Genomic DNA, 26,706 nt, shown 5'->3' on the forward strand with positions numbered 1-26,706 from the left:
TCCACCTCTTCCCATTCCGAACAGAGAAGTTAAGCTTCGTCACGCCGATGGTACTGCGTACAAGTGGGAGAGTAGGTAGTCGCCGTTTTATAGAGGAGAGCCCTGAAGCATCGCTTCGGGGCTTTTTCGTTGTTATATACTTTTAGATTATAGCTTTTGTCAATATCAAAACAATATATTATGTTTTTGTGTTATATAAAAATCTGATATATTTGTATTGGTAATATAAAACGTATTTATTATGGAAACAGTACTTCCTTATGCTTTATTGTGTTTTACATCATTTTTTACCTTAACTAATCCCTTAGGAACTATGCCGGTATTTTTGACGATGACTAAAGGGTTGGATGAAAGTGAAAGGAGACATATTGTAAAGCGTGCTACTATCATCTCTTTTTTGATACTTATGGGATTTACGTTCTGCGGTCAGTTCCTTTTCAAATTCTTTGGTATATCAACAAACGGTTTTAGGATAGCTGCAGGCATTATTATTCTTAAGATAGGTTATGATATGCTTCAAGCGAGATATACGAATACAAAGCTAAAAGATGAGGAAATAAAGGCGTATGCCAATGATATATCCATTACTCCATTATCTATTCCGATGCTGTGTGGTCCTGGAGCTATAGCAAATGGTATAATTTTGATGGATGATGCAGATACATGGGAGTTTAAAGTTACTCTTGTTGTTGTAATAGCAATAGTATATATACTGACGTATATTATTTTGAGATTATCAACTCGTTTAGTAAAGGTTATGGGAGAAACCGGAAATAACGTTATGATGCGACTTATGGGATTGATACTGATGGTTATTGCAGTAGAATGTTTCGTAGGTGGTGTAAAACCTATTTTATCTGATATAATACATAATCCTTCATTATAAACAAAGACCGTTCCAATCATCACTAAGGAACGGTCTTTTGTTTATTAATTATTTGTTAAGTTCGTCCGAATGTTTTGGATAGTCAATAGTATAGTGTAATCCTCGGCTCTCTTTTCTTTCCATTGCCTGACGAGTTATAAGGTATCCTACATTAATCATGTTTCTAAGCTCACAAATTTCACGTGAAGCCTTGACGCTTTTGAATAATCTTTCTGTTTCTTCGTACAGGATGTCCAATCTGTTCCATGCTCTAACCAAACGCCGGTTGCTTCGTACTATACCAACGTATGACTCCATAATTTGGTTTACTTCGTTCATACTTTGAGTAATCAGGACCCTTTCCTCCGTACTGATAGTACCTTCGTCATTCCATTCTGGAATATCTTCATTGAACTCATATCTGTCAATGACGCTCATTGCATGTTTAGCTGCCGCGTCAGCATAAACGATAGCTTCAATAAGAGAATTTGAAGCAAGACGGTTTCCGCCATGTAGCCCTGTGCATGAACATTCACCAATGGCATATAAGCGTCGTATGCTTGACTGTCCATCAAGATCAACCTTGATACCCCCGCATAGATAGTGTGCTGCAGGAGCAACAGGTATATAGTCTTTTGTAATATCAATTCCGAGACTAAGACACTTTTTGTAGATGTTAGGGAAATGTTTCTTAGTTTCTTCAGGATCTTTATGAGTAACATCGAGATACACATGGTCTTCTCCACGTTGTTTCATTTCGCTATCTATTGCGCGTGCAACAATGTCTCGAGGCGCCAATGACAGACGTGGGTCATATTTTTGCATGAATTCTTCGCCTGCAAGATTCCTTAGTACGCCACCGTATCCTCGCATAGCTTCAGTTATAAGGAAGCTTGGACGGTCTCCAGGATGGAACAGTGCTGTTGGATGGAACTGGATGAACTCCATATCTTTTACTACACCTTTGGCACGGTAAACCATTGCTATACCGTCACCTGTCGCAACAAGTGGGTTAGTCGTGTGTCTATACACAGCTTCACATCCTCCAGTAGCCATAACTGTAACTTTAGAAAGGAAAGTATCTACCTCTCCTGTCTCTTCGTTCAGGATATAAGCTCCGAAACATTTTATTCCTGGAGTATGGCGTGTGACGATTATGCCAAGATGATGCTGAGTGATGAGTTCTACAGCATAGAAGTTTGAGAATATTGTAATATTAGGATGCTGCTTGACAGCTTCAATCAGGCTGGTTTGAATTTCAGCCCCTGTATTGTCTTTATGATGAAGAATTCTGAATTCAGAATGTCCGCCTTCTTTATGCAGGTCGAATTCTCCATTCTCTTTTTTGTCGAAGTCAACTCCCCATTTAATGAGTTCCTCAATCTGCTTTGGGGCGTTTGTAATGACTTTTTCTACAGCAGCAGGGTCGCTTATCCAATCGCCGGCAACCATTGTGTCGTGGATATGTTTTTCAAAGTTATCAACTTTGAGATTCGTTACAGAAGCAATACCACCTTGTGCAAAATAAGTGTTGGCTTCTTCCATTCCGGCCTTGCAAATTAATGCAACAGAACCTTTATGCGCTACTTTAAGCGCAAAACTCATTCCGGCAATACCAGAGCCGATAACGAGAAAATCGAACTTTCTAACCATAATAATTTGTATCTATATTGCAAAGCTACTAAAAAGTTATAACATAGTCCCAATATCATTTTATTTTATAAAAAATTTCATTGAAATAAATCATAAAAACAGATAAAGAAATTCTGTTTTAGTGGTTTATTACCAAATAAATTTTTATCTTCACAAAAAATTACAGATACGTAAATAAACTTTCAATTATATGGATAGAACGTTTAAGACTGAAGTAGGTTGGTGGTATTGGATTCTAATATCAGTCACATCGTTACTTCTTTTCTATTTTTTCTGGATGCACGATATTTTGTTGGCTCTTATAATGGCTGTACTGGTGATATATGAGATAGAGATGCTTATACATACCCAATACGTGATAACAGATGCAGGTACATTAAAAATTGAGACAGGACGTTTTGTAAAAAGTTTCCTTTTGCGCATTGACCAGATAGAATCAATACGTTTGGTGCGTTCAATGGTATTCTGGGCTCCAGCACTGTCTTTTTACCGTCTTGAGATAAAATATAATGGTAATAATAAAACCATAAAAGTTCATATATCACCTCGCAACAGAGAGGCCTTTATTTCAAAACTGAAATCTATGAACGAAAAACTTATAATCATAGAATAACAATAACTTTATATCTACAGATACTATGGATTATCAATTAGCAATAATTGGCGGAGGACCTGCCGGTTACTCTGCTGCCGAAGCTGCCGGTAAGGCTGGTTTGAGTGTCATTTTGTTTGAGAAGAACTCTTTAGGCGGTGTTTGCCTAAATGAGGGATGTATTCCCACAAAGACACTATTATACTCTGCTAAAGTTTTTGACGTGGCTAAAAATGCTTCAAAATATGCTGTAAAAGCAGAAAATCTGTCATTCGATATCACAAAAATAGTAAGCCGAAAACAAAAGGTCGTGCGTAAGCTTGTTTTGGGAATAAAGAACAAAATGAATGAGGCCGGTGTGACTGTAGTATCGGGTGAGGCTTATATTCAGGACAAGAACACAATAAAATGTGGAGATGAAGTTTATAAATGTGAAAACCTGATATTATGTACTGGCGGTAATACCTTTATTCCCCCTATTAAAGGAATAGAGAATGTTGACTATTGGACACATAAGGAAGCATTAGACTGCAAGGAACTGCCTGAAAGTCTTGTAGTAATAGGTGGAGGAGTTATTGGAATGGAATTTGCCTCTTATTTTTGCAGTCTTGGAACAAAAGTAACAGTTATAGAGATGACTCCGGAGATACTTGGAGGCTTGGATAAAGAACTTGCATCTCTTCTTAGGGCAGAATATTCCAAAAAAGGTATAAACTTTATTCTTGATGCCAAAGTGACCGAAATATGTAATGGAGAATCTGGAGAAATATCTGTTAAGTATCAGAATGGGGATGATGGAGGTACTGTAGAAGCAAATAAGCTGTTGGTTAGCGCAGGTCGTCGCGCATCAACAGATGGTTATGGGCTGGAAAACCTGTCTCTTGAATTTACACCGCAGCACAGGCTCGTAGTGGATACGGACATGAGAACATCGGTAGATGGTGTGTATGCATGTGGCGATCTGACAGGATTTTCCATGTTGGCGCATACAGCTGTGCGTGAGGCTGAGGTTGCTGTTCATAATATATGTGGAGTAGCCGATAAAATGAGTTACAAAGCTATCCCAGGCGTTGTATATACAAATCCGGAAATCGCATCTGTTGGTATAACCGAAGATATGGCTTCGCAGTCAGGACTTGAGTATAAAGTGGTGAAACTTCCTATGGCATACGCCGGAAGGTTCGTGGCAGAAAATGAGGGAGTGAATGGTGTGTGCAAGATAGTAACTGACGTCCATGATAGAATAATAGGTGCGCATATATTGGGTAATCCTGCATCCGAGTTGATTGTAATAGCCGGTATGATGATAGAAGAAGGAAAAAAAATAGAAGAGTTCAAGAAATATGTCTTTCCTCATCCTACTGTTGGTGAAATATTTAGGGAATTCTGATTTTTCTGATTAAATTTGTTGACGGTTTTTAAGTGCAGTTCGTTAGGCATTTAAAAACCGTTTTTAAATTAATGTATAAACAGAATAATCATGACAAAAACTATTTTAAGGGCTAACGTATTATTTCTTTTGTTTTCATTTTATCTCTCATTGAATGCACAGAATATTTCTGACAGAATAGATTCGCTTGTTCACAAATCTTCATTTCTTAAGACCTCAGAGGTCGGTGTCCTGATATATGATTTGACTGCCAAGAAAGAGCTCTACCGTTATCAGGCAGAAAAACTCTACAGACCTGCATCAGTTGAGAAAGTGATTACTTCCGTTACAGCCTTGTCCGTATTAGGAAAGGATTATCAGATGAATACCAGATTATCATATTCAGGATATATTGAAGCAGATACACTATATGGAAACATATATGTAAAGGGAGATTTTGATTCTGAGTTTATGCCTGATGATATGGATTCTATGATTAAAGCTATATCCAACATGGGAATTCATAGTGTGAAAGGACGTATTATAGGGGATGTTTCAATGATGGATTCCGTATATTGGGGACCCGGATGGGCTTGGGATGACACACCTGAAACTTTTCAACCTTATCTATCACCTCTAATGCTTAACAGAGGATGTGTAAACATAAGCATATCTCCTTCCGGAGGTGATAAAGCGAAGGTTGAAATAATGCCTGAGTCCGATTTCTATACCGTAAACAACACTACATCTTTGTCTGGTGGCAACTTAACTGCTACACGAAATTGGTTGTATAACGATAATACAATAACTATAACCGGCAATGCAAGACATAAGGCTGGAGTATCAATGAATATTTTTGATACAAAAGGTTTCTTTATGCACTCATTGCGTTATCAGCTTCAAGAGAATGGTATATTTATACCAAGAGATAGTGTAACGTTTGGTGAAGTACCGGAAAATACGAAAGGAATAATAACTGTCAGCAGGGATATTGACGAGGTACTGAAACGTGCGTTGAAAAAAAGTGATAATCTTTCAGCCGAGTCTCTGTTTTTTCATGCCACACGTGAGATACTCAATGGTAAGAAATATCTGAGTCATAAAGATGGTCAGGAGGCAATATATAAGTTTATGAGAACCGATATTGGTTTTGATAACAGAAAATTCAGAATAGTAGATGGTTGTGGGGTATCCGACTATAATTATGTATCTCCTGAACTCATTATGGAATATCTTAAATATGCGTTCCATTCGCCTTCGGTATTTCATCCTTTCTACGATAGTCTTCCTATAGCAGGTATTGACGGGACCTTGAAACACAGGATGGGTAAAGGAAAAACATTCAGGAATGTAAGGGCTAAAACCGGTACTTTGACTGGTGTTTGTTCGTTGGCGGGATATGTCACTTCACCATCCAAACATACTATTGCGTTTGTAATCATAAATCAGAACGTGCTTAGATATGTTGCCGCCAGAAAATTCCAAGATGAGATTTGTAGCATATTAGCTTCATTTGAATAGTGTGAATAAAAGTAAACATTTTCCTATACACATAAAAATATGTTATTTTTTACGTATTGAATGATTTTGTGTGCGATAACGGAAATATTTTATTACTTTTGTGAAGTTGATTTATTAAACAGAATTTATTAATTGTATTATTTATGGTAAACTTTTCACTTGAAGGTAAAGTCGCTCTTGTAACAGGCGCATCTTACGGTATCGGATTTGCAATTGCTTCTGCATTTGCTCAGGCTGGTGCAAAAATTGTTTTCAACGATATCAAACAGGAATTGGTAGATAAAGGTATCGCTGCTTATAAGTAACTTGGTATAGAGGCTAAAGGCTATGTATGCGATGTGACTAACGAAGAAGCAGTTAATGCTTTGGTAGCCCAGATTGAAAAAGAAGTAGGCGTTATAGATATATTGGTAAATAATGCAGGTATCATCAAGCGTATCCCTATGACTGAAATGTCAGCAGCAGAATTCCGTCAGGTAATTGATGTTGACCTTAACGCTCCGTTCATTGTTTCTAAGGCAGTTATTCCAAGTATGATCAAGAAAGGTCACGGAAAGATTATCAATATCTGTTCTATGATGAGTGAACTTGGTCGTGAAACAGTTTCAGCATACGCTGCGGCTAAGGGTGGTCTTAAGATGCTTACCCGCAACATCGCTTCTGAATATGGCGAATTCAATATCCAGTGTAACGGTATCGGCCCGGGTTACATCGCTACTCCTCAGACTGCTCCTCTTCGCGAACGTCAGGCAGATGGCTCACGTCATCCATTCGACGCATTCATTATAGCTAAGACTCCTGCCGCACGTTGGGGTAATCCGGAAGACTTGGCAGGTCCGGCAGTATTCTTGGCTTCAGATGCTTCTAACTTTGTAAATGGTCACGTATTGTACGTTGACGGTGGTATATTGGCATACATTGGTAAACAGCCTAAATAATTAATGGCCACCAATAGAGAATAATATTATATCGGGTCCTGCTGGAATATTATTTTTCCGGTAGGACTTTTTTTGTATAAACCTTTAAGAATAATCTTATAAATTAAGTATGAAAAAGCTATTTATGTCTGCTGCGGTTATTGCGCTAATGGCTTCTTGTACACAGGAAAAAGGCGTAACGGTATCAGTGTCAAATCCATTGAAAATAGACCGTGTGGAAGAAATTGTAGAAGTTTCAGCAGACGATATATTGGGAAAACTGAAACTTGACGAAACTGAAGAATTCGTGATAACAGACGAGAATAATGCCGAGGTTCCTTATCAGCTAACGGCTGATAACAAGATTATATTTCCTGTTACTGTGAAATCCGAGGCGACTACATCATATAATATTATAAAGGGACAGCCTTCGCATATAAATACATTGGTTTACGGCCGTCAGTATCCGGAAAGGCTTGATGACATTGCTTGGGAAAACGATAAGGCCGCATATCGTGCGTATGGTCCTGCTTTGCAGCAGACAGGAGAGAAGGCATACGGATATGATGTATTTACAAAGAGTGTTTCAGAACTGGTAGTTGAAGACCGTTATGCAATGGATTTAGACCCAGATACAAGGGCTATGATAAAACAACTTCGTGAGGAAGGTAAGAAGGCGGAGGCAGACAGTCTGGCAAATGCCATATCATATCATATCGACCATGGCAACGGAATGGACTGTTATGCCGTAGGTCCTACACTTGGTGGTGGTACAGCTGCCTTGATGCCCGATTCTGCAATAGTATATCCTTATTGTTACAGAAACTTTGAGATACTTGATAATGGTCCTCTCAGATTTACCGTAAAACTTGAATATAATCCTCTGACAATTGATGGTGATACAACAGTGGTAGAAACCCGTTTGATTCAGCTTGACAAAGGCTCACACCTGAACAGGACTACCGTAAGCTATACATCATTGAAGAAAGACTATCCTATAGGTGTAGGTCTGGTGTTGCATGAAGCATTTCCGGACAGATATTCAATGAATCAGGAGGGAGGATATATTGCATATTCCGATCCTACTACAGAGCCGAAATCCGACAATAGTATTATATATATGGGTGCTGTATTCCCTAATGCGCTTGAGTTGGCTAAAGTACAGCTTTTTGATAAACCTGTTTCCGGAGCGATAGGTCATGTGTTGGGTATTAATACATATCAGCCTGGTGATGAATTCGAATATTATTGGGGCTCAGCATGGAGCAAATGCGGGTTTGATGATGAGAGATGGAACTCATATCTTGAGGAATATGCAATGAAAGTAAGAAACCCATTGATTGTTGCAGTGAAATAATGGAATGACATTATGAATAAAAAGCCATCATCACATGGTCGTTACTAATGTAATGATGGCTTTAATTGTCTTTTCTATTCGAAAACCTTAAATTCATATCCCTGTTCCATCAGCCATTCTATAGACTTAGGAAGAGCATATCTGATATTCTCTTCCGATTTCAAAGAATCGTGGAAAGTTATTATCGAGCCGTTCCGGGCATATTTCTTTACTTTCTGCAGAATCTGTTCGCCGTTAAACTTACGGTTATAATCGCGTGTAACGAGATCCCACATTATTATCTTATACCTTCTTTTCAGTTCGGCGTACTGTTTCGGACTCATATATCCATGTGGCGGTCTGAACAGATTTGTGTTCATCATCATCCTGCATGCCTTGTCCGTGTTTTCAAGATACGAGTTTATTTCGTAGTTTAATCCGCGTATATGGTTGAAGGTGTGATTGCCTATTCTGTGTCCCCTTTCCACTACCATACGAAACTCATCAGGATGTTTTCTTATGTTATCGCCCACCATAAAGAATGTAGCCTTTATGCCGTATTTGTCGAGAACATCAAGCACCCATGGGGTTACTCCCGGTATAGGTCCGTCATCGAATGTCAGATATACAGCCTTCACATCTTTATCCATTCGCCAAATAGCGGATGGATAAAGACATCTTATAAATTGTGGGGGTTGTTCTATAAACATATTTTTAAGTTTATAAGTTTTTTAGTTTTTAAGTTTCATAATAACAAACTCACAAACTTAGGAACTCAAAAACTCATTTATTTAGTTCTTCCCTACTCTTGTCTCAAGTAGTGAATAAAGTTCCTGGAATTTCTGGTTATAATGTACGGCAGTCTGGCATACTTCTCCAGTCTTGTCGTCCTTTATTCTTTCCAGACTCTTGCATATCTCGTCCAGGCAGTAGATATTGCGCAGACAATTCTCGTATGACAGTGCAAAGCGTGAGTCGTCAAGGCTTAAATACCATGCAATGTACTGTACATTGTCGTTTGCTATCTGGTCAAGAATGTTTTCTGCTTTCTTATATTCGCCCAATGTTATATAGTTGTCAGCCATTTCCTTAGAACCGCTGTAGATATAGTCATGTCTTACAGTTGTACTAGGAATAACCTTTTCGCAATAATCAAGCGCCTTTATAGCCTTGTCTTTCTTGCCTTCCTTTATTAGTTGGGTACTGAGCTGTACGAACATACGTCTGTGTGTATCGCACATACGTAACACCGTCTCGTCCAGATATATATCAGGATTTTCTATACCTCCGAACTTGAATTTGTTCATCAGATTGTCGTACATCTTTTCGCTGTCTATAGTTCTGCCCAACTTCTTGTTGTCGAAAGGAGTTATTCTGTAAGCAAGACCTTCCTGAAGGAAGTTGTTTGTCAGGTTCAGATGATTGTCCGAGCCTACAGTGATAGCCATGTATAGCGGTCTTTCCCAGTTGGTGTTGGCAAGCATCTCGAGCATCATCAGCTCGCTCTTATACAATACTCTCTTGCCTTTCAGCGACAAGTGCATGTAGTCAGGAATAGAGTCTGGTGTAAGCATTCCCGAGCGTTTGATCGCTTCCTTGTCCAGTTTGATTACTATACTGTCTGTAGGAATCATCTGCAATCCGTCTTTTGAGTTTTTCACCCAATATTCAAGAATGTTCTTCAGCTCGTACGGATTGTCTCCGAACTCAGCTTTAGCTTCCTCTGGATTTTGCTTATAATAGTTATTTATAGTCTGCATTGCCTCAGGGCGTACATATACAGCCTCGTTATGTCCCGAAACGTAGTCTATACGCTCCCAGTTGATAGGCACAGAAGGAGAGTCGTATGCAGGACGCTTCATCTGGTCGATATACCAGTCTGTTTGCAGATAGCTGAGGTTACATACACGTACGTCTGTACGGAAACCTTCAGTCTCCTGATTATACCACAATGGGAAGGTATCATTGTCGCCGTTAGTGAATATGATAGGGCAACCCTCTTCCTGAACAGTCTTCAGATAGTTCTGTCCGAAGTCGCGGCAAGTGTAACGTCCGCTACGGTCGTGGTCGTCCCAAGTCTGGCTAACCATCTGCAGAGGTATCAGCAGACATACCATAGCTGTGATGGATGCGGCAGTAGTCTCGTTCATCTTCTTGCGCAGATATTCAGTGATACCGGCCACACCAAGGCCAATCCATATTGCAAAAGCATAGAACGATCCGGCGTATGCATAGTCACGTTCGCGAGGCTGTAACGGAGTCTGGTTCAGATAAAGCACAATGGCAAGACCTGTCATGAAGAACAGGAAGAATACAATCCAGAACTGCTGAATACCCTTGTCGCCCTTATATGCCTGCCAGAACAGACCTATAAGTCCCAATATCAGAGGCAGACAGTAGAACACGTTGTGTCCCTTATTGTTTTTCAGACTGTCAGGCAGGAATGTCTGGTCGCCTACAAGCATATTGTCAATGAACTGAATACCCGTAATCCAGTTACCGTGTTCAATTTCGCCCTGACCCTGAATGTCGTTCTGTCGTCCTGCAAAGTTCCACATGAAGTATCTCCAGTACATATAGTTCACCTGATATATAAAGAAGAACTTTATGTTTTCCCATTGTGTAGGAATCTTTACCATAATCATTTCCCCACACTGGTCGTATGGCACCTGTTTGCCTTTTATTCCTCCAACCCATGATTCGTATGCCTGAGCATGCGCATCGCTATACATACGCGGGAAGAGCATGTTCTGTGCATATTTGTATTCAGTCCTGTGACGTACTACCTCGTAGCTGTCTTTTTCGTCAGGAGTTTCCTTTTCCTTACGCTGGTAAACCGGAGCGCCTTCGACTACATCATATACACACCCCCCGTCAACCTGTTTCAATGCCGGTTTGGAAGCGTATGTCTGTCCGTAGAACAAAGGTCTTGAACCATACTGTTCGCGTCCCAGGTATTCGCCTAAGGTAAAGATATCCTCTGGTGAGTTCTGGTCCATAGGGGTATTTGCCGACGAACGTATTACGATTACGGCATACGAAGAATATCCCACTACAATCATCATCAGAGCCAGCAGTGAAGTATTCAGTGTGCGTGCGCTTACACGATATTTCTCGCTAAGGTCGGCAAACAGATAAGCAGCCAGAATACCAAGTACTATGATACCTATCACTACACTGCTCCATCCATGTCCGTAGAAAGGAATACCAAGAAGTCCTAATGTGAGCAGGAACGAGATATTCATCATCTTGCGGTTTTTAGCCTTATAACTCTCATAAACACCCCATATTAGTGATGCGGCCATTATTATGATATAGACAATAAGACCTGTGTTGAAAGGCATACCGAGACTGTTTACAAACAACAGTTCGAACCATCCTCCCACTTTCACGATACCCGGTACGATACCGTAAAGCACAGCTGCAATGATAACCATTGAACCGCATAGAGCCAAAAGGCTTCCCTTCAGGTTAGCGTTAGGATTCTTCTTGTAGTAGTAAACCAGTACAATGGCAGGAATACACAGCAGGTTAAGCAAGTGTACACCTATGGAAAGTCCTGTAAGATAAGCGATTAATATCAGCCAACGGTCACTGTGAGGTTCGTCCGCACGGTTTTCCCATTTCAGTATAAGCCAGAAAACCAAAGCTGTGAACAAACTTGAATAAGCATAAACCTCGCCTTCTACCGCACTGAACCAGAATGTATCGCTCCATGTATATGCCAGAGCGCCTACAAGACCGGAACCCATGATGGTGATAAGTTTGCCTGTTGTCATTTCCTCTGTGTTCGGGCATATCAGCTTCTTTGTCAGATGAGTGATACTCCAGAAAAGGAAAAGGATACATGCCGCACTCATCAGCGCGCTCATGATATTAACCATAAGCGCAACTTGTGAAGGGTCGGAAGCGAATTGGCTGAATAAGTTTGCTGTAAGCATGAAGAATGGTGCGCCTGGCGGATGACCTACTTCCAGTTTGTAACCGGTGGTGATAAATTCCGGGCAGTCCCAGAAACTGGCTGTAGGCTCAATAGTTATGCAGTATGTGAAAGCTGCGATTGCGAATGCAAGCCATCCAACCAGGTTGTTAATCTTGTTGTACTGTTTCATGAATTATATATTTAATTTCATTGACCGTTGGTTAACTTCGTTGACCATTGGTTCTGTTATTATCGTAAAAAACAAGCGCAAAGATAATAAAGAATTGATAATGATAACAGTATGACAATCTTAAAGTTTCTTTATATAATGTAGCGTTGATACATTTGAAAAAAATATGGCCGCATTTAAAGTAAAACACGGCCGTGTTTTACTTTAAATGCGGCCGTGTTTTTTTTATTATGTTTTTAAGGCGAAAAATATAGTTTATCCCATTTTACCGGTCAGATATGCGCGAGTGCGTTCGTCTTCGGGATTAGTAAACATTTTCTGTGTCTCGTCGTATTCTATAAGCTCGCCGAGGAACATGAACATCGAGCGGTCCGAGATACGTTTAGCCTGCGACATATTGTGTGTCACGATAAGGATAGTCACTTCCTTCTTCAGTTCGATAAGAAGTTCCTCGATGTGCTTTGTCGCGATAGGGTCGAGGGCAGAAGTCGGTTCGTCCATCAGGAGAATGTCAGGCTGTAGCGCAAGCGAGCGTGCGATGCACAGACGCTGCTGCTGACCTCCGGAGAGGAATGTACCGCGCTTTGTGAGCGAATCTTTCACTTCATCCCAAAGCATTACGTTTCGCAGATTGCGTTCCACTATTTCGTCTTTCTTGCTTTTAGGAAGTTTTATTCCGTTAAGGATATATCCGGCAAGTACATTATCATAAATATTCATTGTAGGGAAGGGGTTAGGACGCTGGAACACCATACCTATGCGGCGACGTTCTTCCGTAGGGTCCATCTCGAGTACGTTTTCACCATTCAGTAATATCTTACCCGTTACGCTGATATTCTTGTAAAGTTCGTGCATACGGTTTACTGCACGCAGCAATGTACTTTTACCGCAGCCGGAAGGTCCCATAATGGCTGTGATGGTATTTTTCTCAACATCGGCACTTACATTCTTTACCGCAAGAATATTTCCTGTATATGATATTGATACATTCTGTATTTGTAGGATAGGATCTTTTATACTTTCCATTTCTTTGCAATTCTTTTAGCTAATAAATTTAAACATAATACGAAGGTGAGCAGGAATAACGATGCTCCCCAGATGAGGCTTTGGAGGTTAGGGTCGTTGAAGAATTCCCAGATAAGCAATGGTACTGCCGACATCGGGCGTGCCATATTCCAGCTTATTGCTGCGCCTCCAAGTGCTGTAAACATGAGTGGTGCTGTTTCGCCGACCACACGCGAGATGGCAAGCAGGATACCTGTGAATATACTTCCGAATGCCGATGGAACCATGACCTGAAGCATTACTCTCCAGTAGCTTCCCCCAAGTGCAAGACCTGCTTCCTTGAGTGTTTCCGGAAGAATTTTCATTGTCTCTTCTGTGGAACGGATGATGAGTGGAAGCATCATGATGAACAGTGCAACACTTCCGGCAAATGCCGAATATCCTTTCATCGGAACTACAACCCATATATATGTGATAATACCTATGATAATTGAAGGTGTACCCTGAAGAAGGTCGGTAAGATAACTTACTATTGTTGCAAACCAGTTGCCTCTGTATTCCGAAAGGCAGATACCGCAGAATATTCCTACAGGAATGGCTACTATCGCGGCAAGGAACAGCATAAGGAAAGTTCCCACTATACCGTTGGCTATACCTCCCGGTATTGTTTCGCCTGCTTCCATTGCCTGCATTGCCTTATAAGCGTTCGGTGTGGCTTCTGTGATAAATGACCATCCCAACTGTTCCCAACCTTTTATGAACACTTCTCCGAGGATGGCAAGCAACGGTATCGCTGTCAGACCGGAAAGTATGCATACGGTCCAGAACAGGAGTCCGTTCTTGAATTTTCGTATCTGTAGTTTATTGTCTTTTACTATCATATTCTTCTGATTGATGAATTGTTATACGTGCTGGGCGCGACGTATCAATATCTTTCCTATCATGTTTATTATTGCTGTAATGAGGAACAAAAGCAATCCGATTGCGATGAGTGATGAAAGTTTCAATCCGTCAGCTTCACCAAACTGGTTGGCAATGATACTTGCCATGGTGTTTCCTGTAGTTCTCAGTGTCTCAGGCATCTGGTTTGTGTTACCGATAAGCATTGTCACTGTCATTGTCTCGCCCAATGCGCGTCCGATGGCAAGGATATATGCCGAGAATATACCTGAACCTGCCATAGGGAATACTACTCTGCGGATTACTTCGGCACGTGTGGCTCCCATTGCGTATGCTCCTTCTTTCAGGTCGGAAGGAACCATCTTGATGAACTCTGCACTCAGTGATGCAGCGTACGGTACAATCATTATGGCCAGTACGAATGCCGCTGTAAGAATACCAGAACCCTGCGGAGAAAGGTTAAGATGCATAAATACACTACGAAGGGCATAGAATCCCCATAGACCATATATGATAGACGGGATACCTGCAAGCAAATCTACTACGGTACTCAATATGGTTGCTATTTTCTTTCCCTTGAAATATTCGCCGGTAAATAGTGCTACAGGAAGCGAGAATGGAATACACATGAGCAGTGCAAGCAGTGTGGTGAGAAGTGTACCTGTTATGAACGGCAGCGCACCGTATTTCTCTTTTCCGGCTGTAGTTACCCAATCGTCAGAGAAAATGAAATTCCAGAAACCGAATTCCTTGAATGCTCCTGAAGCATCATTCACCAAAGAGAATACAATTCCAACACCGATAACCGGTATTATTATTGCCGATATTATGAGTAATGCCCTGAATATCTTGTCTTGCATGTTGATTTGTTTTTTAGTTAGGCTTTAATAAGTTTACAAAGTTGGCATGGCATATTGCCTTGCCAACTTGTTTTCAAAACTTAATTATTTTATTTTAGGATAGCCTGTCCGTCGAAAGTAACTTCTTTCAAGTTCTGGAGGCTCTTTTCGATTGCGCTCTGTGGCAGTGGAGCGTAGTGTACAGTTTCAGTAGTTTTCTGAACATCAGCACTCAACATGTACTGAAGCATGTCAAGAGTAGCTTTAGCCTGTTCGATAGTACGGTCTGAATAGTTCTGTTCCTTATAGATAATCAACCAAGTGAAACAGCTGATAGGATATGCTCCTGCAGCGTCTGCATTTGTGATTGAGCAACGAGTGTCCTGTGGAATTTCGCCTGCTGCAGCTGCAGAGATACTTTCTGTAGATGGAGTAACGAGTTCGCCACGTACATTCATAACGCTTGCGTATGGTATTTTCTGCGCGAAGGCATATTCAGAACCGATATAACCGATTGAGTATGGAGTCTGACGGATGATACCTGCTACGCCAGGGTTACCTTTGGCTGCCTGACCAACTTTGAAGTCAACTGTCTTGCCGCTGCCGAAGTTGTTTTTCCAGTCTTCGCTTACTTTGCTCAAATAGTCAGTGAATACGAAAGTTGTACCACTACCGTCTGAACGGTATGCAGGGATAATATCCTTTTCAGGGAGTTTTGTGTCAGGGTTCAATTTCTGAAGACGTTCGTCGTTCCATTTTGTGATTTTACCGGCGAAGATGTCAGCTATCACATCACCTGAAAGGTTCAAGGCTGTAACTTCAGGAAGGTTGTATGCCAATACCACGGCACCCATACAAGTCGGGATGTGTACCACCGGTTTCATTTCGCTCATTTCCTTGTCTGAAAGGAATGCGTCGCTACCAGCAAAGTCTACGATACCGTCTTTAAGGTTACGGACACCGCCGCCACTGCCGATACCTCCGTATGATACTTTATTGTTGCCTGTTGTTCCGTAAGAGTCAAATGACATAGTGTAGAAAGGAAGTGGGAATGTTGCTCCGGCACCTGTAAGTTCTACTCCGTTTGATTTCTGTCCGCCGCAAGAAGAAACTATTGCTGCAAACACACCTGCAATGAGTGATAAATAAATCTTTTTCATACCTTAAAAATTAATATTCTGTTGTTTTATAGTTGTTTAATTATTGTTCGGACACTGTCTGAATATTTCTTATTAGAGAGCGAAAGAAGCGTTTAAGTATGCGTATGTAAGGTTCTTCGTTCCGTCTGCCTTAGGTGCCCATATTCTGAAGTTAGGAGATAGCTTTACATATTTTCCCAACTTGAATTCTACACCAGCCATACCGGCCATTCCGTCTTTAGCGCTGTCCCATGAGTCTTTTGATGTGAGATAGTCCCAGCGTCCGTATATGTTGATTTTCTTTGTAAGGTTTATTGTTGTGTAAACAGAAGCACCACTCTTGTCGTTGCCATTGGCAAACTTGGTGTTCTTCATCCAGTTGTATTCTGCTCCAAGAGAGAATGCCGAGTTTTTATATCCTGCGAAGAATGCGAGGTTTGTAGTTCCTTTTATATCGTCTTTGTTCTGTGCTGCATCTTTTATGCTCTGTCCGGCTTCGTTGTACGAACCGTATGCACGTACCATAAATCCTTTTACCGGAGTGAGTGTCAAGCCGGCACCGTACTGGAGACCGTCGTCCACCTGTACTTTTTTGTAGCCTTCACCATTTGCTACTATTACGTCGGCAGAAAAGATATCGCAAAATTTGTATGCTGCAGATACAGCGAGGTCGGCGCTGCTACCGAATTTATATTCATCCTGGAATGATTTCATAACGTAGCGTTTGCCCCAGAAATCTTCCTGAGTCTTGAATTGTGTGGTGCTTATCAAACCTCCGTTCAATGTCAGTCCTTCGTGTTTCCATGAAACCATTGCGTTTTTGATAAAGCCTACTCTCTGTATGTCGTCAACGTCGTCTGACTGGTCGAAGTCCATAACCGCCTTTATCAAGAGATTGTGAGGTAATTTATACTGGTAGCCAATGTAAGCTCTGTCCAAGTTAAAACCTCTGTCGTTGTTCACAGTTCCGAATCCTGAATGCAAATCAGAATAGATGGTAATGATTGCACTTCCTTTTTTCTCCTCCTTTTTTTCTTTTGCAAATGTTATTGTTGGTATTGCAAGTGCCAACATCACACTTAGTAAAATCTTTCTCATGTTTATAGCTTGCTTAATTTTCACGACGCAAAAATGACAGTTTGGTGTTACAAACATGTTACAATCGCTTAACATTAATATTAATCTGATTTTATCCCTTAAATGTATATATCTAATAATTAGTTTGTTAAACACAAATGTAGCATATATTACAAAGATGTTACACGAAATATGGCTTTAATTGTGGCAAGTGTATAATATGATATTAGGAATAAGCGATTTTTCATTGAAGTATTTGATATAAGATGACAAAAGAGGTGTGATAAAAAAATAAAGACCGCAGAAACTGATTGTCCTACGGTCTTTAATGTATAATTATTGTGTGTATTTATTTTGCAATAATCAGATAATAGTTCTTCTTTCCACGCTGTACGAGAAGATATTTGCCATCAAGCAAATCTTCTGCTGTGATAGTCTGGTCGAATGCAGCAAGTTTCTCTTTGTTCAAAGAAACGCCACCGCCTTGAACCAGCTTTCTCATTTCACCTTTTGAAGGGAAGATAGCTGTCTTCTCAGCAAACAGGTCAACTGCCTTTATTCCGGCTTCGATGTCGGTTTTAGCGACCTCGAACTGTGGAACACCTTCGAATACAGAAAGAAGAGTGTCTTCGTCAAGTTTCTTCAAAGCTTCGGAAGTTGCATTTCCGAACAGGATTCCTGATGCTTCGACAGCCGCATTATAGTCTTCCTCAGAGTGAACCATGATAGTAACTTCCTTGGCAAGACGTTTCTGGAGAACGCGCAAGTGAGGAGCTGCATCGTGCTCCGCTGTCAGAGCTTCAATTTCTTCTTTTGATATTGAGGTGAAAATCTTGATATATTTCTTGGCGTCTTCATCGCTGACATTGAGCCAGAACTGATAGAATTTATATGGAGATGTATATCGTGGGTCCAGCCATATATTTCCTGATTCTGTCTTACCGAACTTACCTCCGTCGGCTTTTGTGATAAGCGGACATGTAAGTGCGTAAACCTCGCCACCGTTAGTACGGCGTATCAGTTCGGCTCCTGTAGTGATGTTACCCCACTGGTCGGAACCGCCCAACTGAAGTTTACAGTTCTTGGTTTCATACAGATGCAGGAAGTCATATCCTTGCAGCAGCTGATAAGTAAATTCAGTGAATGAAAGTCCGTCGCGTGCTTCCCCGTTAAGACGTTTCTGTACAGAATCTTTTGCCATCATGTAGTTTACGGTGATATGCTTTCCTACTGTACGTGCAAAGTCGAGGAATGAGAAGTCTTTCATCCAGTCATAGTTGTTTACCAGTTCTGCCTTGTTTGGGGCGTCCGATTCGAAATCGAGGAATTTGCCCAATTGCTTCTTGATACACTCCTGATTATGGCGCAATGTCTCTTCGTCCAACAGGTTACGTTCCTGTGATTTTCCGGACGGGTCTCCAATCATACCTGTAGCACCACCTACAAGAGCCAACGGCTTGTGACCGCAGCGTTGGAAATGTCTTAACATCATAACGCCGCATAAGTGACCAATGTGCAATGAGTCAGCAGTAGGGTCAATACCGAGGTAAGCTGTTACCATTTCTTTTTCAAGTAGTTCTTCTGTGCCTGGCATCATGGTGTGTACCATTCCGCGCCATCTTAATTCTTCTACAAAGTTCATCGAATGAAATTCTTAGTTTAACATATATATTTTTTAGTTCGTTGATGGCAAAATTACGACACTTTATCTGAATAAGCAATTTTTATCTATTAAAAAAGAGACGTTTAGCATTTTCTGATGCAATGCTGTATAGTTTATCGTACGAAATGTCAAGTGATTTTGCCGCATCTTTAACTATATCATTTATGTTTATGTGACTTTCGTCTGTTTCGAATAGTAGTTTGTCAGGAGGTGTTGCCTTAAGCGATTCTGTATTGTATAGTTTGCCGAATGACAGATAGAAACCGTTTCGGATGTATTGCATGACTTGTTCCGGTTTCCCGCGAAAGCCATGTATAATCCATGTCTGTTTAGGGTTTAATGTTTTTCTTAATCTTATTATTTCGCCCGATGTTTTTACTGAGTGTATAATGAGTGGGAGATTAAGCTTTTCGGATATATCAATACAGCTACGTAATGCGCGTATCTGTAAGTTCATATCAGTGTCGCATAGCTTGTCTGTACCGCATTCGCCTATAGCAACTACGCGTTTGTCGTTTATGGCTGTTTGTTCTACCCATTCAGTCTGGAGTCTGATATCATCAGTAGAAATGTACCACGGATGAATACCTGCCGATATATATTTTGCTGATATAAAATCGTCAGTATCCTTGTCTTTCATACAAAAACTTGTTATGGCATCTTCCTTTGTGGCGCTGACAGTGTGTGAATGGATATCTGTAATCATAAGATATAATGTTGATGATTATGGTACCGGGTCATATCCGGAGCCTCCCCATGGATGGCAACGCAGAATTCTTTTAATGGCAAGATAGAGCCCTTTTATCGGGCCATGTTTTTTTATTGCCTCGACGGCATATTGCGAACATGTTGGGGTAAACCTGCATGACGGAGGTGTGAAAGGCGATATGCAATTTCTGTAGAAGTATATCGGTAGAAGTAGGATATATGTAAGTATCAGCTTTATTATTCTCATTTTCAGACAAGTTTTTCCACCGTAAGCTGTAACAGCTTGATAACTTTGCTTTCAATTTCGGCCGAATCGTGTAGTTCATTACCTATCCATATAAAAGCTATGGCAGCTTTCTTACCTTCTTTTTCAAGTACATCTTTCAATATGAATTTGTTTTTTCTGTATGCTTCCCTTATCTGTCTTTTTACTCTGTTTCTTTTTACAGCTCTTTTGAACTTCTTTTTCGGAACGCTGATAAGCAGAGAAATTGTAGGGAGCCATTCTTCTTCTTCTACAGGCATATAAACAATTCTGAGCGGGAATGCGGGTAGAGACTTGCTTCCGCCGGAAAACAGCTTTTCGATTATTATCTTGCTGTTCAGTCTTTCTTCCTTCTGTAATGTGAATATTTTTTTCTCGCTCATATCTGTTGTTTTATAGTAAAAAAAATAATACCGGAGGTTCCGCACCGCAAAGTTAAAAACTTTCCCGATACAAAACCTCCGGCCATGGATGATATTTATTTTTATTTACTTATTATGCTCGCGTATGAAAGAATCAAGTGCCGCAGGCATTGATGGCGCAGCTGGTGAAGGAGCTTCAAGGTCAAGACGCAAACCGGCATCTTTAACTGCCTTTGCAGTAGTAGGACCAAAACATCCTATCGCGATGTCCTTCTGTTCGAAGTCAGGGAAATTCTTCATCAGTGACTGTATTCCGGCTGGGCTGAAGAACACCAGCATATCGTAATCAAAGCTTTCTTCCGGTGTGAAATCGTTGCTTACAGTACGATACATAACTGCTTCGGTGTGTTGTATCTTGTGCTTGTCGAGCAGGTCTTTCACCTCGTCGTTATGAACATCCGACATCGGAATGAAATACTTTTCTGTATTATGTTTTATGATTGTAGGCAGCAAATCTGCAAATTTTCCGCTTGGGCCAAAGAAAACTTTTCGTTTTCTATATTGGACGTATTTCTGGATATAGAGTGCAATAGCTTCTGATGTACAGAAATACTTCATTGTTTCAGGTATCGTAACACGCAAATCCACACAAAGATTAAAGAAGTGATCTATTGCATGGCGTGATGTGAACACGATAGCTGTATGGTCCAAAATAGATACTTTCTGCTGTCTGAATTCCTTTGCAGTCAGGCTCTCTACTTTTATAAACGGGCGAAAATCTATCTTCACTCCGTATTTCTCAGCAATGTCAAAATAAGGAGACTTCTCTGTTGTAGGTTTTGGCTGAGAAACAAGAACTTTCTTTATCTTCAATGCTTTAAATTTTTAAGATCAATACGCTATTAATTATTTCAATACCTTTCCACAGAAAAAGGTCGGGTATTATTTCGAGGGTGCAAAAGTACAAAATTAAATGTAAAGTGCCATGAAAACTGTAGAAAAAGTATCTAAAACACTTGTAAAATAACAATATTTTACTTATAAGGATGATAATTAGTATGATTTTTGCAGAAAAATGAAACTCTGAGTCAAGAAAGATAATGTAGAGAACAGTGGGAAAAAGTACTACTCCCAATGCTGAAATTATATTGAAAACGCTTCTTAACCACAGGTTATTTCTTTCTTTATCGAAGAATATCCAATTGACAAAAGCATATATAATCCATTTTGATATTAGAGCTATGATAAATATTCCTACGTAAATACTGAGCATTACAGTGTGGTTTACACTGTTGAAGAAGTCTGGAGCAGAATATGAAAAGTAGTGGTAGAGCAATATTCCTCCCATTATCCCTGAAACTGTGCTTAGCAAAACAGTAGGGAGATTTGAAGTGGAATTATAGTTTTCTTCGAACAGGTTTTTTCTGTCAGTTGATATGGATATACAGTTCTTGAAAAGCCTTATTACCCCGTTCTTCTCATTTTGTAGAGCTATTATTATGAGTAGAAAACCAAGAGCTATTGCAGCCATTACATTATGGTCCGACAGCATTTTATAAGGCATAGGCTCACCCTCCATGCCGCTTTCGGCAGGCTGTGTTATATGGGTTGTTGCTTGCTGTAGGTCAATACTGTCGTTTGTTAGTTTCCACTCATTCATGTCTCAGGTAAGTATGATTGCTTATATTGCCGCAAATTTACGAAATTCTTTATTCCACATTGGTATCTTGAATAATAATTCTACTGCTTCCTCAGGTGTGTTGGCCATTTCCCATAGCTTTTCATGTTCAGGTCTCATGAAATTTTGTTCTATGGCTTTTTCCAGCATTTCTATGAGCGAGTTGAAATATCCGTTAATGTTTAATATTACGATTGGTTTGAGATATAATCCCAGTTGTTTCCATGTGATTATTTCAAGCAGCTCTTCCAGTGTACCGCATCCTCCGGGGAGTGTTATTACCGCGTCGCTCATTTCTGCCATTAGGTTTTTTCTTTCGTGCATCGTTTCTGTTTCGATGGTTTGTGTCAGTCCTGTGTGATTCCATCCTTGTTCCACCATGAAATGAGGTATCACTCCCGTTACTTTTCCTCCAGCTTCGAGAGCGGAATCTGATACAGCGGCCATAAGCCCCTGGCATCCTGCTCCATTGATTATTCTGATATTTTTTTCAGCGAGCAGTTCTCCTAATTGTTTTGCCGCTTCGAAATATGCCTCGTCTATTTTTGTGCTTGACGCGCAGTAAACGCATACTGATTTTATATTTTCCAATTTCTTATTTTTAGTTGTTGGTTATTTGTTAGGGTTCTTTTGGAATAACACTTTTATAACTTATCAATAAAAAATGAAGAATGAAGATATATTGCGCCCTTCATTCTTCATTTATTATAGTGTCTGATTATAGTCCGAAAGCTGCTTTAACTTTGTCCACATAATCAAGTTTTTCCCATGTGAACAATTCAACTTCAACAGTCTTGTTGCCTTCGTAAACAGATTCGAATGTCTTTGTAACTACTTTTGGCTCACGTCCCATGTGTCCGTAGGCCGCAGTTTCGCTGTAGATAGGGTTGCGGAGTTTCAGACGCTGTTCGATAGCTTTAGGTCTCATGTCGAATATCTCGTCAACCTTCTTTGCTATCTCACCGTCAGTCATGGCTACTTTGCTTCTGCCGTAAGTGTTTACGTAGATGTTGATAGGTTTCGCGACACCGATTGCGTATGAAACCTGTACCAAAATCTCGTCAGCTATACCTGCCGCTACAAGGTTCTTTGCGATGTGGCGTGCCGCGTATGCCGCGCTGCGGTCAACCTTACTTGGGTCTTTACCTGAGAAAGCGCCACCACCGTGTGCGCCGGCTCCACCGTATGTGTCAACGATAATCTTACGTCCTGTCAGACCAGTATCACCGTGAGGACCACCGATAACGAACTTGCCTGTAGGATTTACGTGATACTTGATGTTGTCGTTGAACAGAGCCAATACAGCAGGGTTGTGTATCTCAGCTATCACTCTTGGCATCAGCACTTCGATAATGTCCTTGCGGATTTTGGCAAGCATTTCCTCGTCAGCCTTCAACTGGGCTTCCTTAGAAGAATCTGCCGGAGCAACGAACTCATCGTGCTGTGTAGAAACCACGATAGTGTCAATTCTTACAGGACGGCGGTCGTCATCATATTCGATAGTAACCTGGCTTTTTGAGTCCGGACGGAGGTAAGTCATTACTTTGCCTTCGCGACGGATGTCGGCAAGTACTCTAAGTATCTTGTGAGCAAGGTCGAGCGAAAGAGGCATGTAGTTTTCAGTTTCGTTTGTAGCGTAACCGAACATCATACCCTGGTCGCCGGCACCCTGGTCCATTGGTTCTTCGCGTTCCACTCCGCGGTTGATGTCTGCACTCTGTTCGTGGATTGCAGAAAGTACTCCGCATGAGTTTCCTTCAAACATATACTCGCTCTTTGTATAGCCAATCTTGTTGATAACCTCTCTGGCTACACGCTGCAAGTCGATGTACGCATTGGTTTTCACTTCTCCTGCCAGTACCACCTGTCCGGTAGTTACCAATGTTTCGCAAGCTACTTTAGAACTGGGGTCATAAGCCAACAGTTTGTCAAGCACAGCATCCGATATTTGATCGGCTACTTTGTCGGGGTGTCCTTCAGACACAGATTCGGATGTGAATAAATATCCCATTTTACGTTTTAAATTAAAAAATTAGTGATTGTAATTATCCGTGTACGGACAGAGTAGGGGAAGAAAATCAAATATGTGTTTTAGCATTTTTTTCCGTGGTTGCAAGCTACTCAAATCTTTCCACTTTTATTTCTCGCCGCAAAGATACGCATATTAATTGGAATAATTACAAAATGCATATTATTTTAACATACTCGGCCTTGGAAAGTGTCAGATGCACGGGAGAAAACTTATAAATTTTACTAATATCACACGCTGCAACCACTGATATAACATTACCCTAATAATCATTATTCCCTTCTATTATACAATCTGCTATTTTCTTCAATTCAGCGAGACATAGACTTTTGTATTTTTTACACTAAATAAAAATTAATTCGGTTTTCTTTTCGGTACAAATAATGTCCACACCATCATCTCTACTTTTGATTCCATGAGGCTTTATATCTCGGAAATCATTAGAAGCAAGGAGTATATTACGATATAAGTCTTCAAATTGCTGAGATGATAAATCCTCGAAATGGATAATTCCTTTTATTGTAGATTGAAACATTTTTGCTCTAATTATTTAAGGATTTCACATATTTTTGAATCAGTAAAAGTCCTCCAAATCTTTAATTCTATAGGTTTATAGTCATCGAATATTTGTCCGACATATTCTATTTCAAACACCAATCGTATATCATCTTTGTCTTCTTGAGAGGTCCCTTCTTTGCGAAAACCAAGTCTGGCAATCTTAATCAACCATAAGTCTTTCACACCTTTTCCTTTAATGTATGGCATGAAATAATAGAGTTTATTGAGTGCGACAGTTGTTGGAAATTTCTTTCCTGTATAGTAGACCTTTGCTGATTTTTCAAGAAATTCTTTTTCATTATCTTTCTTAACAAGAGAAATCAAAACGTTCTTTTCTTCTTCAATTGCAGCTTGTTTAGGTCTCATTTTATTATAGTTGTCATTACTGTTATCTTGGACAATGAAATTTTCAGTTATAGGATTCTCTCCATATTCTTCGAATAGAGAGAACAGGTCTAAATTGATGGCTTTGGCTCTCTTCTTGACAGTAATTTCAGCTTGTCCTTCAAAAACGCCTGTATTTATTATGGCATTGGCAAGCATCTTAACAACAGGTACTGCGACGCTGTTTCCAATTAACTTCATCCAACGTGTACGTGTTGGGGGTAGAAGAAAATCAGATGGAAATCCCTGAATACGACATGCTTCCTGTTTTGAAATCTGTCTGTAATTACCTGTTCTGTAGACAGTTTCCATAAACCTTGCGCGAAAATCTTCAATATTCTCTGCATTAATATTTTCTGTTGTTACATAGTCATTTGTATCACTTGCAACTAGGGTTGGATAAATTTTGCAAGTCGGTAAGAAAATACGATTAATTCCATTTAACCCTGTGCTGATTTTTGTGTTCTTAAAATCATATCGTTGTTCAATGCATTTAACAGCCCCAATTGTTTGAAGTGCAAATAACGCATCTTGTGCATTGAGTTTACGTTTTTTAAGTTCCTTACTCGATTTCAATGTATCAAAGTTAATGACACCGTTTTGGGCTTGAGCTAATATCCATTGTGCATCATTAGATAAATTATCATTGACTTGACACACTTCATATAGATAAGATACTCGTTTAAGTATACCTTTCTTCACAAGAACTTCTAACTCTTCTTTCTTAATGCTTGGATCTAGCTCTTGAAAGTGATAAAGGTTCAGTGGATTACCATCAAGTTTACCGTATTTGTCTTTTCTGCGATTTTTCAGCAAAAGGTAACAAATATTTTTCTCTCGTTTTGTTGTTTCTTGTATATCCCATGAATGTATCGTCGTATTACCATTACGCAAATCATTGAACAAGAAATAATCATTGAAACCTTTCTCGTTACAAGAAAGGCTCCAGCGCGCATTGTTATCATTTAATTGACGATACTCTTGTGTATTACAACCGTCAAGGACATCACTTAATTGGATACATCCTGGAGTTGCTGGAGCAAGAACGAATTTGTCTAGATATTTTTTCTCTTTAAAACCAATTATATAAATACGAACTCTTGTTTGAGGAACTCCGTAGTCATATGCGTTCAGTACATTTATTTTTGCATGATAGCCTGCTTGCTTTATTCTTTCGAGAATATACTCAAGTGCTTTTGCATTTCTTGGGTCAGCCAAACCTTTTACATTTTCAAAGATAAAAGCTTTAGGTCGTACTTTATTAAGAAGATATAGTGTATCATTCCATAATTGTCCACGGTCGTCGTCAAATCCTAGGTTTTTACCGGCAATAGACCAACTTTGACAAGGAACACCAGCAGTCATCAAATCATGTTCAGGAAGAGTCTTTAGCTTGGTAATATCTCCCCAATTAGCACTCTCATTCTCTCTGAAATTTTTACAATATGTATTAATGGCATCTGGAGCAATTTCGCTAAAGCCAATACAAGTACCACCTACACTTTCAAGTGCAAGTCTAAATCCACCAATACCAGCGAAAAGATCTATAAATGAAAAATTAGCCATGAATTTATCTTAATATATCAACGTCAAATCCTTCAGGAGGTTCAATACCAAGGTATTCTTTATAACCCGTTGGCGGAATTAAATTGATAAAATAAATATGTATAAAAGGTTGTGCTTATCGCTGATTATTAGTAAATTAGAAGTGATCAAACTATTAATTTACAATAA

General features: G+C 40.0%; 22 protein-coding genes, 1 rRNA gene and 1 pseudogene. 7 read left to right on the forward strand and 17 right to left on the reverse strand.

All coding sequences use genetic code 11. The features are described 5' to 3' along the window. Both rrf and H6A27_RS11990 read left to right on the forward strand, forming a co-directional pair. Positions 1-88: ribosomal RNA gene (gene rrf, locus H6A27_RS11985) — 5S ribosomal RNA — on the forward strand; the annotation flags it as partial. Positions 89-241: 153 nt separating this feature from the next. Further along, complete coding sequence (locus H6A27_RS11990; RefSeq protein WP_204404841.1) at positions 242-886, forward strand: MarC family protein; 645 nt, start codon at positions 242-244, stop codon at positions 884-886. Between the two features lie 48 nt (positions 887-934). Here the strand turns inward: H6A27_RS11990 and nadB are convergent, their stop codons facing one another. Continuing rightward, the gene (nadB, locus tag H6A27_RS11995; RefSeq protein WP_204508842.1) at positions 935-2,518 is read right to left on the reverse strand and encodes an L-aspartate oxidase; all 1,584 of its coding nucleotides are present in this window, start codon (positions 2,516-2,518) and stop codon (positions 935-937) included. Positions 2,519-2,708: 190 nt separating this feature from the next. Between nadB and H6A27_RS12000 the strand changes: the two genes are divergently transcribed. From H6A27_RS12000 to H6A27_RS12020, 5 genes and pseudogenes are all read left to right on the forward strand, one after another. Next, positions 2,709-3,131, forward strand: coding sequence for a PH domain-containing protein (locus H6A27_RS12000; RefSeq protein ID WP_204404843.1), 423 nt, complete (start codon positions 2,709-2,711; stop codon positions 3,129-3,131). A gap of 25 nt (positions 3,132-3,156) precedes the next feature. Then, complete coding sequence (gene lpdA / locus H6A27_RS12005) at positions 3,157-4,500, forward strand: dihydrolipoyl dehydrogenase (RefSeq protein ID WP_204508843.1); 1,344 nt, start codon at positions 3,157-3,159, stop codon at positions 4,498-4,500. A gap of 102 nt (positions 4,501-4,602) precedes the next feature. Next, positions 4,603-6,000 carry a D-alanyl-D-alanine carboxypeptidase/D-alanyl-D-alanine endopeptidase gene (dacB, locus tag H6A27_RS12010; protein ID WP_420867861.1) on the forward strand — a complete coding sequence of 466 codons (1,398 nt, stop codon included), beginning with the start codon at positions 4,603-4,605 and terminating at the stop codon, positions 5,998-6,000. 143 nt (positions 6,001-6,143) lie between these two features. Then, positions 6,144-6,938, forward strand: a pseudogene (locus H6A27_RS12015) (gluconate 5-dehydrogenase). Positions 6,939-7,047: 109 nt separating this feature from the next. After that, on the forward strand, positions 7,048-8,274 hold the full coding sequence (locus tag H6A27_RS12020) for a DUF4861 domain-containing protein (RefSeq protein WP_204508845.1): 1,227 nt from the start codon (positions 7,048-7,050) through the stop codon (positions 8,272-8,274). Positions 8,275-8,348: 74 nt separating this feature from the next. On the opposite strand, the gene H6A27_RS12025 is transcribed toward H6A27_RS12020, so the two are convergent. The 16 genes from H6A27_RS12025 to H6A27_RS12100 form a co-directional block, all read right to left on the reverse strand. After that, positions 8,349-8,963 (reverse strand): polysaccharide deacetylase family protein, encoded by a 615-nt coding sequence (locus tag H6A27_RS12025; RefSeq protein ID WP_204508846.1) that lies wholly within the window; start codon positions 8,961-8,963, stop codon positions 8,349-8,351. 81 nt (positions 8,964-9,044) lie between these two features. Beyond that, entirely contained in the window at positions 9,045-12,365 is a 3,321-nt protein-coding gene (locus H6A27_RS12030) for a protein O-mannosyl-transferase family (protein WP_204508847.1), read from the reverse strand. A 255-nt stretch (positions 12,366-12,620) separates the two neighbouring features. Then, positions 12,621-13,391, reverse strand: coding sequence for a phosphate ABC transporter ATP-binding protein PstB (gene pstB / locus H6A27_RS12035; RefSeq protein WP_204404850.1), 771 nt, complete (start codon positions 13,389-13,391; stop codon positions 12,621-12,623). Beyond that, positions 13,379-14,251: a phosphate ABC transporter permease PstA gene (gene pstA, locus H6A27_RS12040; RefSeq protein WP_204404851.1), complete on the reverse strand. Its 873-nt coding sequence runs from the start codon at positions 14,249-14,251 to the stop codon at positions 13,379-13,381. The genes pstB and pstA overlap by 13 nt, the downstream gene beginning before the upstream one ends. A gap of 21 nt (positions 14,252-14,272) precedes the next feature. Beyond that, complete coding sequence (pstC, locus tag H6A27_RS12045; protein WP_154044992.1) at positions 14,273-15,130, reverse strand: phosphate ABC transporter permease subunit PstC; 858 nt, start codon at positions 15,128-15,130, stop codon at positions 14,273-14,275. An 89-nt stretch (positions 15,131-15,219) separates the two neighbouring features. Further along, positions 15,220-16,269, reverse strand: a complete 1,050-nt coding sequence (gene pstS, locus H6A27_RS12050; protein ID WP_204508848.1) for a phosphate ABC transporter substrate-binding protein PstS — start codon at positions 16,267-16,269, stop codon at positions 15,220-15,222. A 72-nt stretch (positions 16,270-16,341) separates the two neighbouring features. Next, positions 16,342-17,346, reverse strand: a complete 1,005-nt coding sequence (locus H6A27_RS12055) for a hypothetical protein (RefSeq protein ID WP_204508849.1) — start codon at positions 17,344-17,346, stop codon at positions 16,342-16,344. 328 nt (positions 17,347-17,674) lie between these two features. Continuing rightward, on the reverse strand, positions 17,675-18,967 hold the full coding sequence (tyrS, locus tag H6A27_RS12060; RefSeq protein ID WP_204508850.1) for a tyrosine--tRNA ligase: 1,293 nt from the start codon (positions 18,965-18,967) through the stop codon (positions 17,675-17,677). An 82-nt stretch (positions 18,968-19,049) separates the two neighbouring features. Then, positions 19,050-19,694, reverse strand: coding sequence for a TatD family hydrolase (locus H6A27_RS12065; protein WP_204508851.1), 645 nt, complete (start codon positions 19,692-19,694; stop codon positions 19,050-19,052). An 18-nt stretch (positions 19,695-19,712) separates the two neighbouring features. Further along, positions 19,713-19,943, reverse strand: a complete 231-nt coding sequence (yidD, locus tag H6A27_RS12070; RefSeq protein ID WP_239469672.1) for a membrane protein insertion efficiency factor YidD — start codon at positions 19,941-19,943, stop codon at positions 19,713-19,715. A 2-nt stretch (positions 19,944-19,945) separates the two neighbouring features. Then, positions 19,946-20,344 (reverse strand): ribonuclease P protein component, encoded by a 399-nt coding sequence (locus H6A27_RS12075; protein WP_204508852.1) that lies wholly within the window; start codon positions 20,342-20,344, stop codon positions 19,946-19,948. A gap of 105 nt (positions 20,345-20,449) precedes the next feature. After that, positions 20,450-21,196, reverse strand: coding sequence for a uroporphyrinogen-III synthase (locus H6A27_RS12080; RefSeq protein WP_204404858.1), 747 nt, complete (start codon positions 21,194-21,196; stop codon positions 20,450-20,452). Between the two features lie 4 nt (positions 21,197-21,200). Continuing rightward, a complete protein-coding gene (locus H6A27_RS12085; RefSeq protein ID WP_204404859.1) occupies positions 21,201-21,983 on the reverse strand; it encodes a DUF4271 domain-containing protein in 783 nt (260 codons plus the stop codon). 21 nt (positions 21,984-22,004) lie between these two features. Next, positions 22,005-22,592, reverse strand: coding sequence for an LOG family protein (locus tag H6A27_RS12090; protein WP_204404860.1), 588 nt, complete (start codon positions 22,590-22,592; stop codon positions 22,005-22,007). 127 nt (positions 22,593-22,719) lie between these two features. Continuing rightward, entirely contained in the window at positions 22,720-24,012 is a 1,293-nt protein-coding gene (gene metK, locus H6A27_RS12095) for a methionine adenosyltransferase (RefSeq protein ID WP_204404861.1), read from the reverse strand. 564 nt (positions 24,013-24,576) lie between these two features. After that, positions 24,577-26,538, reverse strand: coding sequence for a DNA cytosine methyltransferase (locus H6A27_RS12100; RefSeq protein ID WP_204508853.1), 1,962 nt, complete (start codon positions 26,536-26,538; stop codon positions 24,577-24,579). Positions 26,539-26,706: the final 168 nt, after the last annotated feature.

It is taken from the genome of Bacteroides caecigallinarum (assembly GCF_016902295.1).
Lineage (GTDB): Bacteria > Bacteroidota > Bacteroidia > Bacteroidales > Bacteroidaceae > Phocaeicola > Phocaeicola caecigallinarum_A.

Excerpts from the sequence above, each read along its gene's own strand:
- H6A27_RS11990 (WP_204404841.1), top strand. The coding sequence starts at position 242 with ATGGAAACAGTACTTCCTTATGCTTTATTGTGTTTTACATCATTTTTT.
- nadB (WP_204508842.1), bottom strand. The coding sequence starts at position 2,518 with ATGGTTAGAAAGTTCGATTTTCTCGTTATCGGCTCTGGTATTGCCGGA.
- H6A27_RS12000 (WP_204404843.1), top strand. The coding sequence starts at position 2,709 with ATGGATAGAACGTTTAAGACTGAAGTAGGTTGGTGGTATTGGATTCTA.
- lpdA (WP_204508843.1), top strand. The coding sequence starts at position 3,157 with ATGGATTATCAATTAGCAATAATTGGCGGAGGACCTGCCGGTTACTCT.
- H6A27_RS12020 (WP_204508845.1), top strand. The coding sequence starts at position 7,048 with ATGAAAAAGCTATTTATGTCTGCTGCGGTTATTGCGCTAATGGCTTCT.
- H6A27_RS12025 (WP_204508846.1), bottom strand. The coding sequence starts at position 8,963 with ATGTTTATAGAACAACCCCCACAATTTATAAGATGTCTTTATCCATCC.
- H6A27_RS12030 (WP_204508847.1), bottom strand. The coding sequence starts at position 12,365 with ATGAAACAGTACAACAAGATTAACAACCTGGTTGGATGGCTTGCATTC.
- pstB (WP_204404850.1), bottom strand. The coding sequence starts at position 13,391 with ATGGAAAGTATAAAAGATCCTATCCTACAAATACAGAATGTATCAATA.
- pstA (WP_204404851.1), bottom strand. The coding sequence starts at position 14,251 with ATGATAGTAAAAGACAATAAACTACAGATACGAAAATTCAAGAACGGA.
- pstC (WP_154044992.1), bottom strand. The coding sequence starts at position 15,130 with ATGCAAGACAAGATATTCAGGGCATTACTCATAATATCGGCAATAATA.
- pstS (WP_204508848.1), bottom strand. The coding sequence starts at position 16,269 with ATGAAAAAGATTTATTTATCACTCATTGCAGGTGTGTTTGCAGCAATA.
- H6A27_RS12055 (WP_204508849.1), bottom strand. The coding sequence starts at position 17,346 with ATGAGAAAGATTTTACTAAGTGTGATGTTGGCACTTGCAATACCAACA.
- tyrS (WP_204508850.1), bottom strand. The coding sequence starts at position 18,967 with ATGAACTTTGTAGAAGAATTAAGATGGCGCGGAATGGTACACACCATG.
- H6A27_RS12065 (WP_204508851.1), bottom strand. The coding sequence starts at position 19,694 with ATGATTACAGATATCCATTCACACACTGTCAGCGCCACAAAGGAAGAT.
- yidD (WP_239469672.1), bottom strand. The coding sequence starts at position 19,943 with ATGAGAATAATAAAGCTGATACTTACATATATCCTACTTCTACCGATA.
- H6A27_RS12075 (WP_204508852.1), bottom strand. The coding sequence starts at position 20,344 with ATGAGCGAGAAAAAAATATTCACATTACAGAAGGAAGAAAGACTGAAC.
- H6A27_RS12085 (WP_204404859.1), bottom strand. The coding sequence starts at position 21,983 with ATGAATGAGTGGAAACTAACAAACGACAGTATTGACCTACAGCAAGCA.
- metK (WP_204404861.1), bottom strand. The coding sequence starts at position 24,012 with ATGGGATATTTATTCACATCCGAATCTGTGTCTGAAGGACACCCCGAC.
- H6A27_RS12100 (WP_204508853.1), bottom strand. The coding sequence starts at position 26,538 with ATGGCTAATTTTTCATTTATAGATCTTTTCGCTGGTATTGGTGGATTT.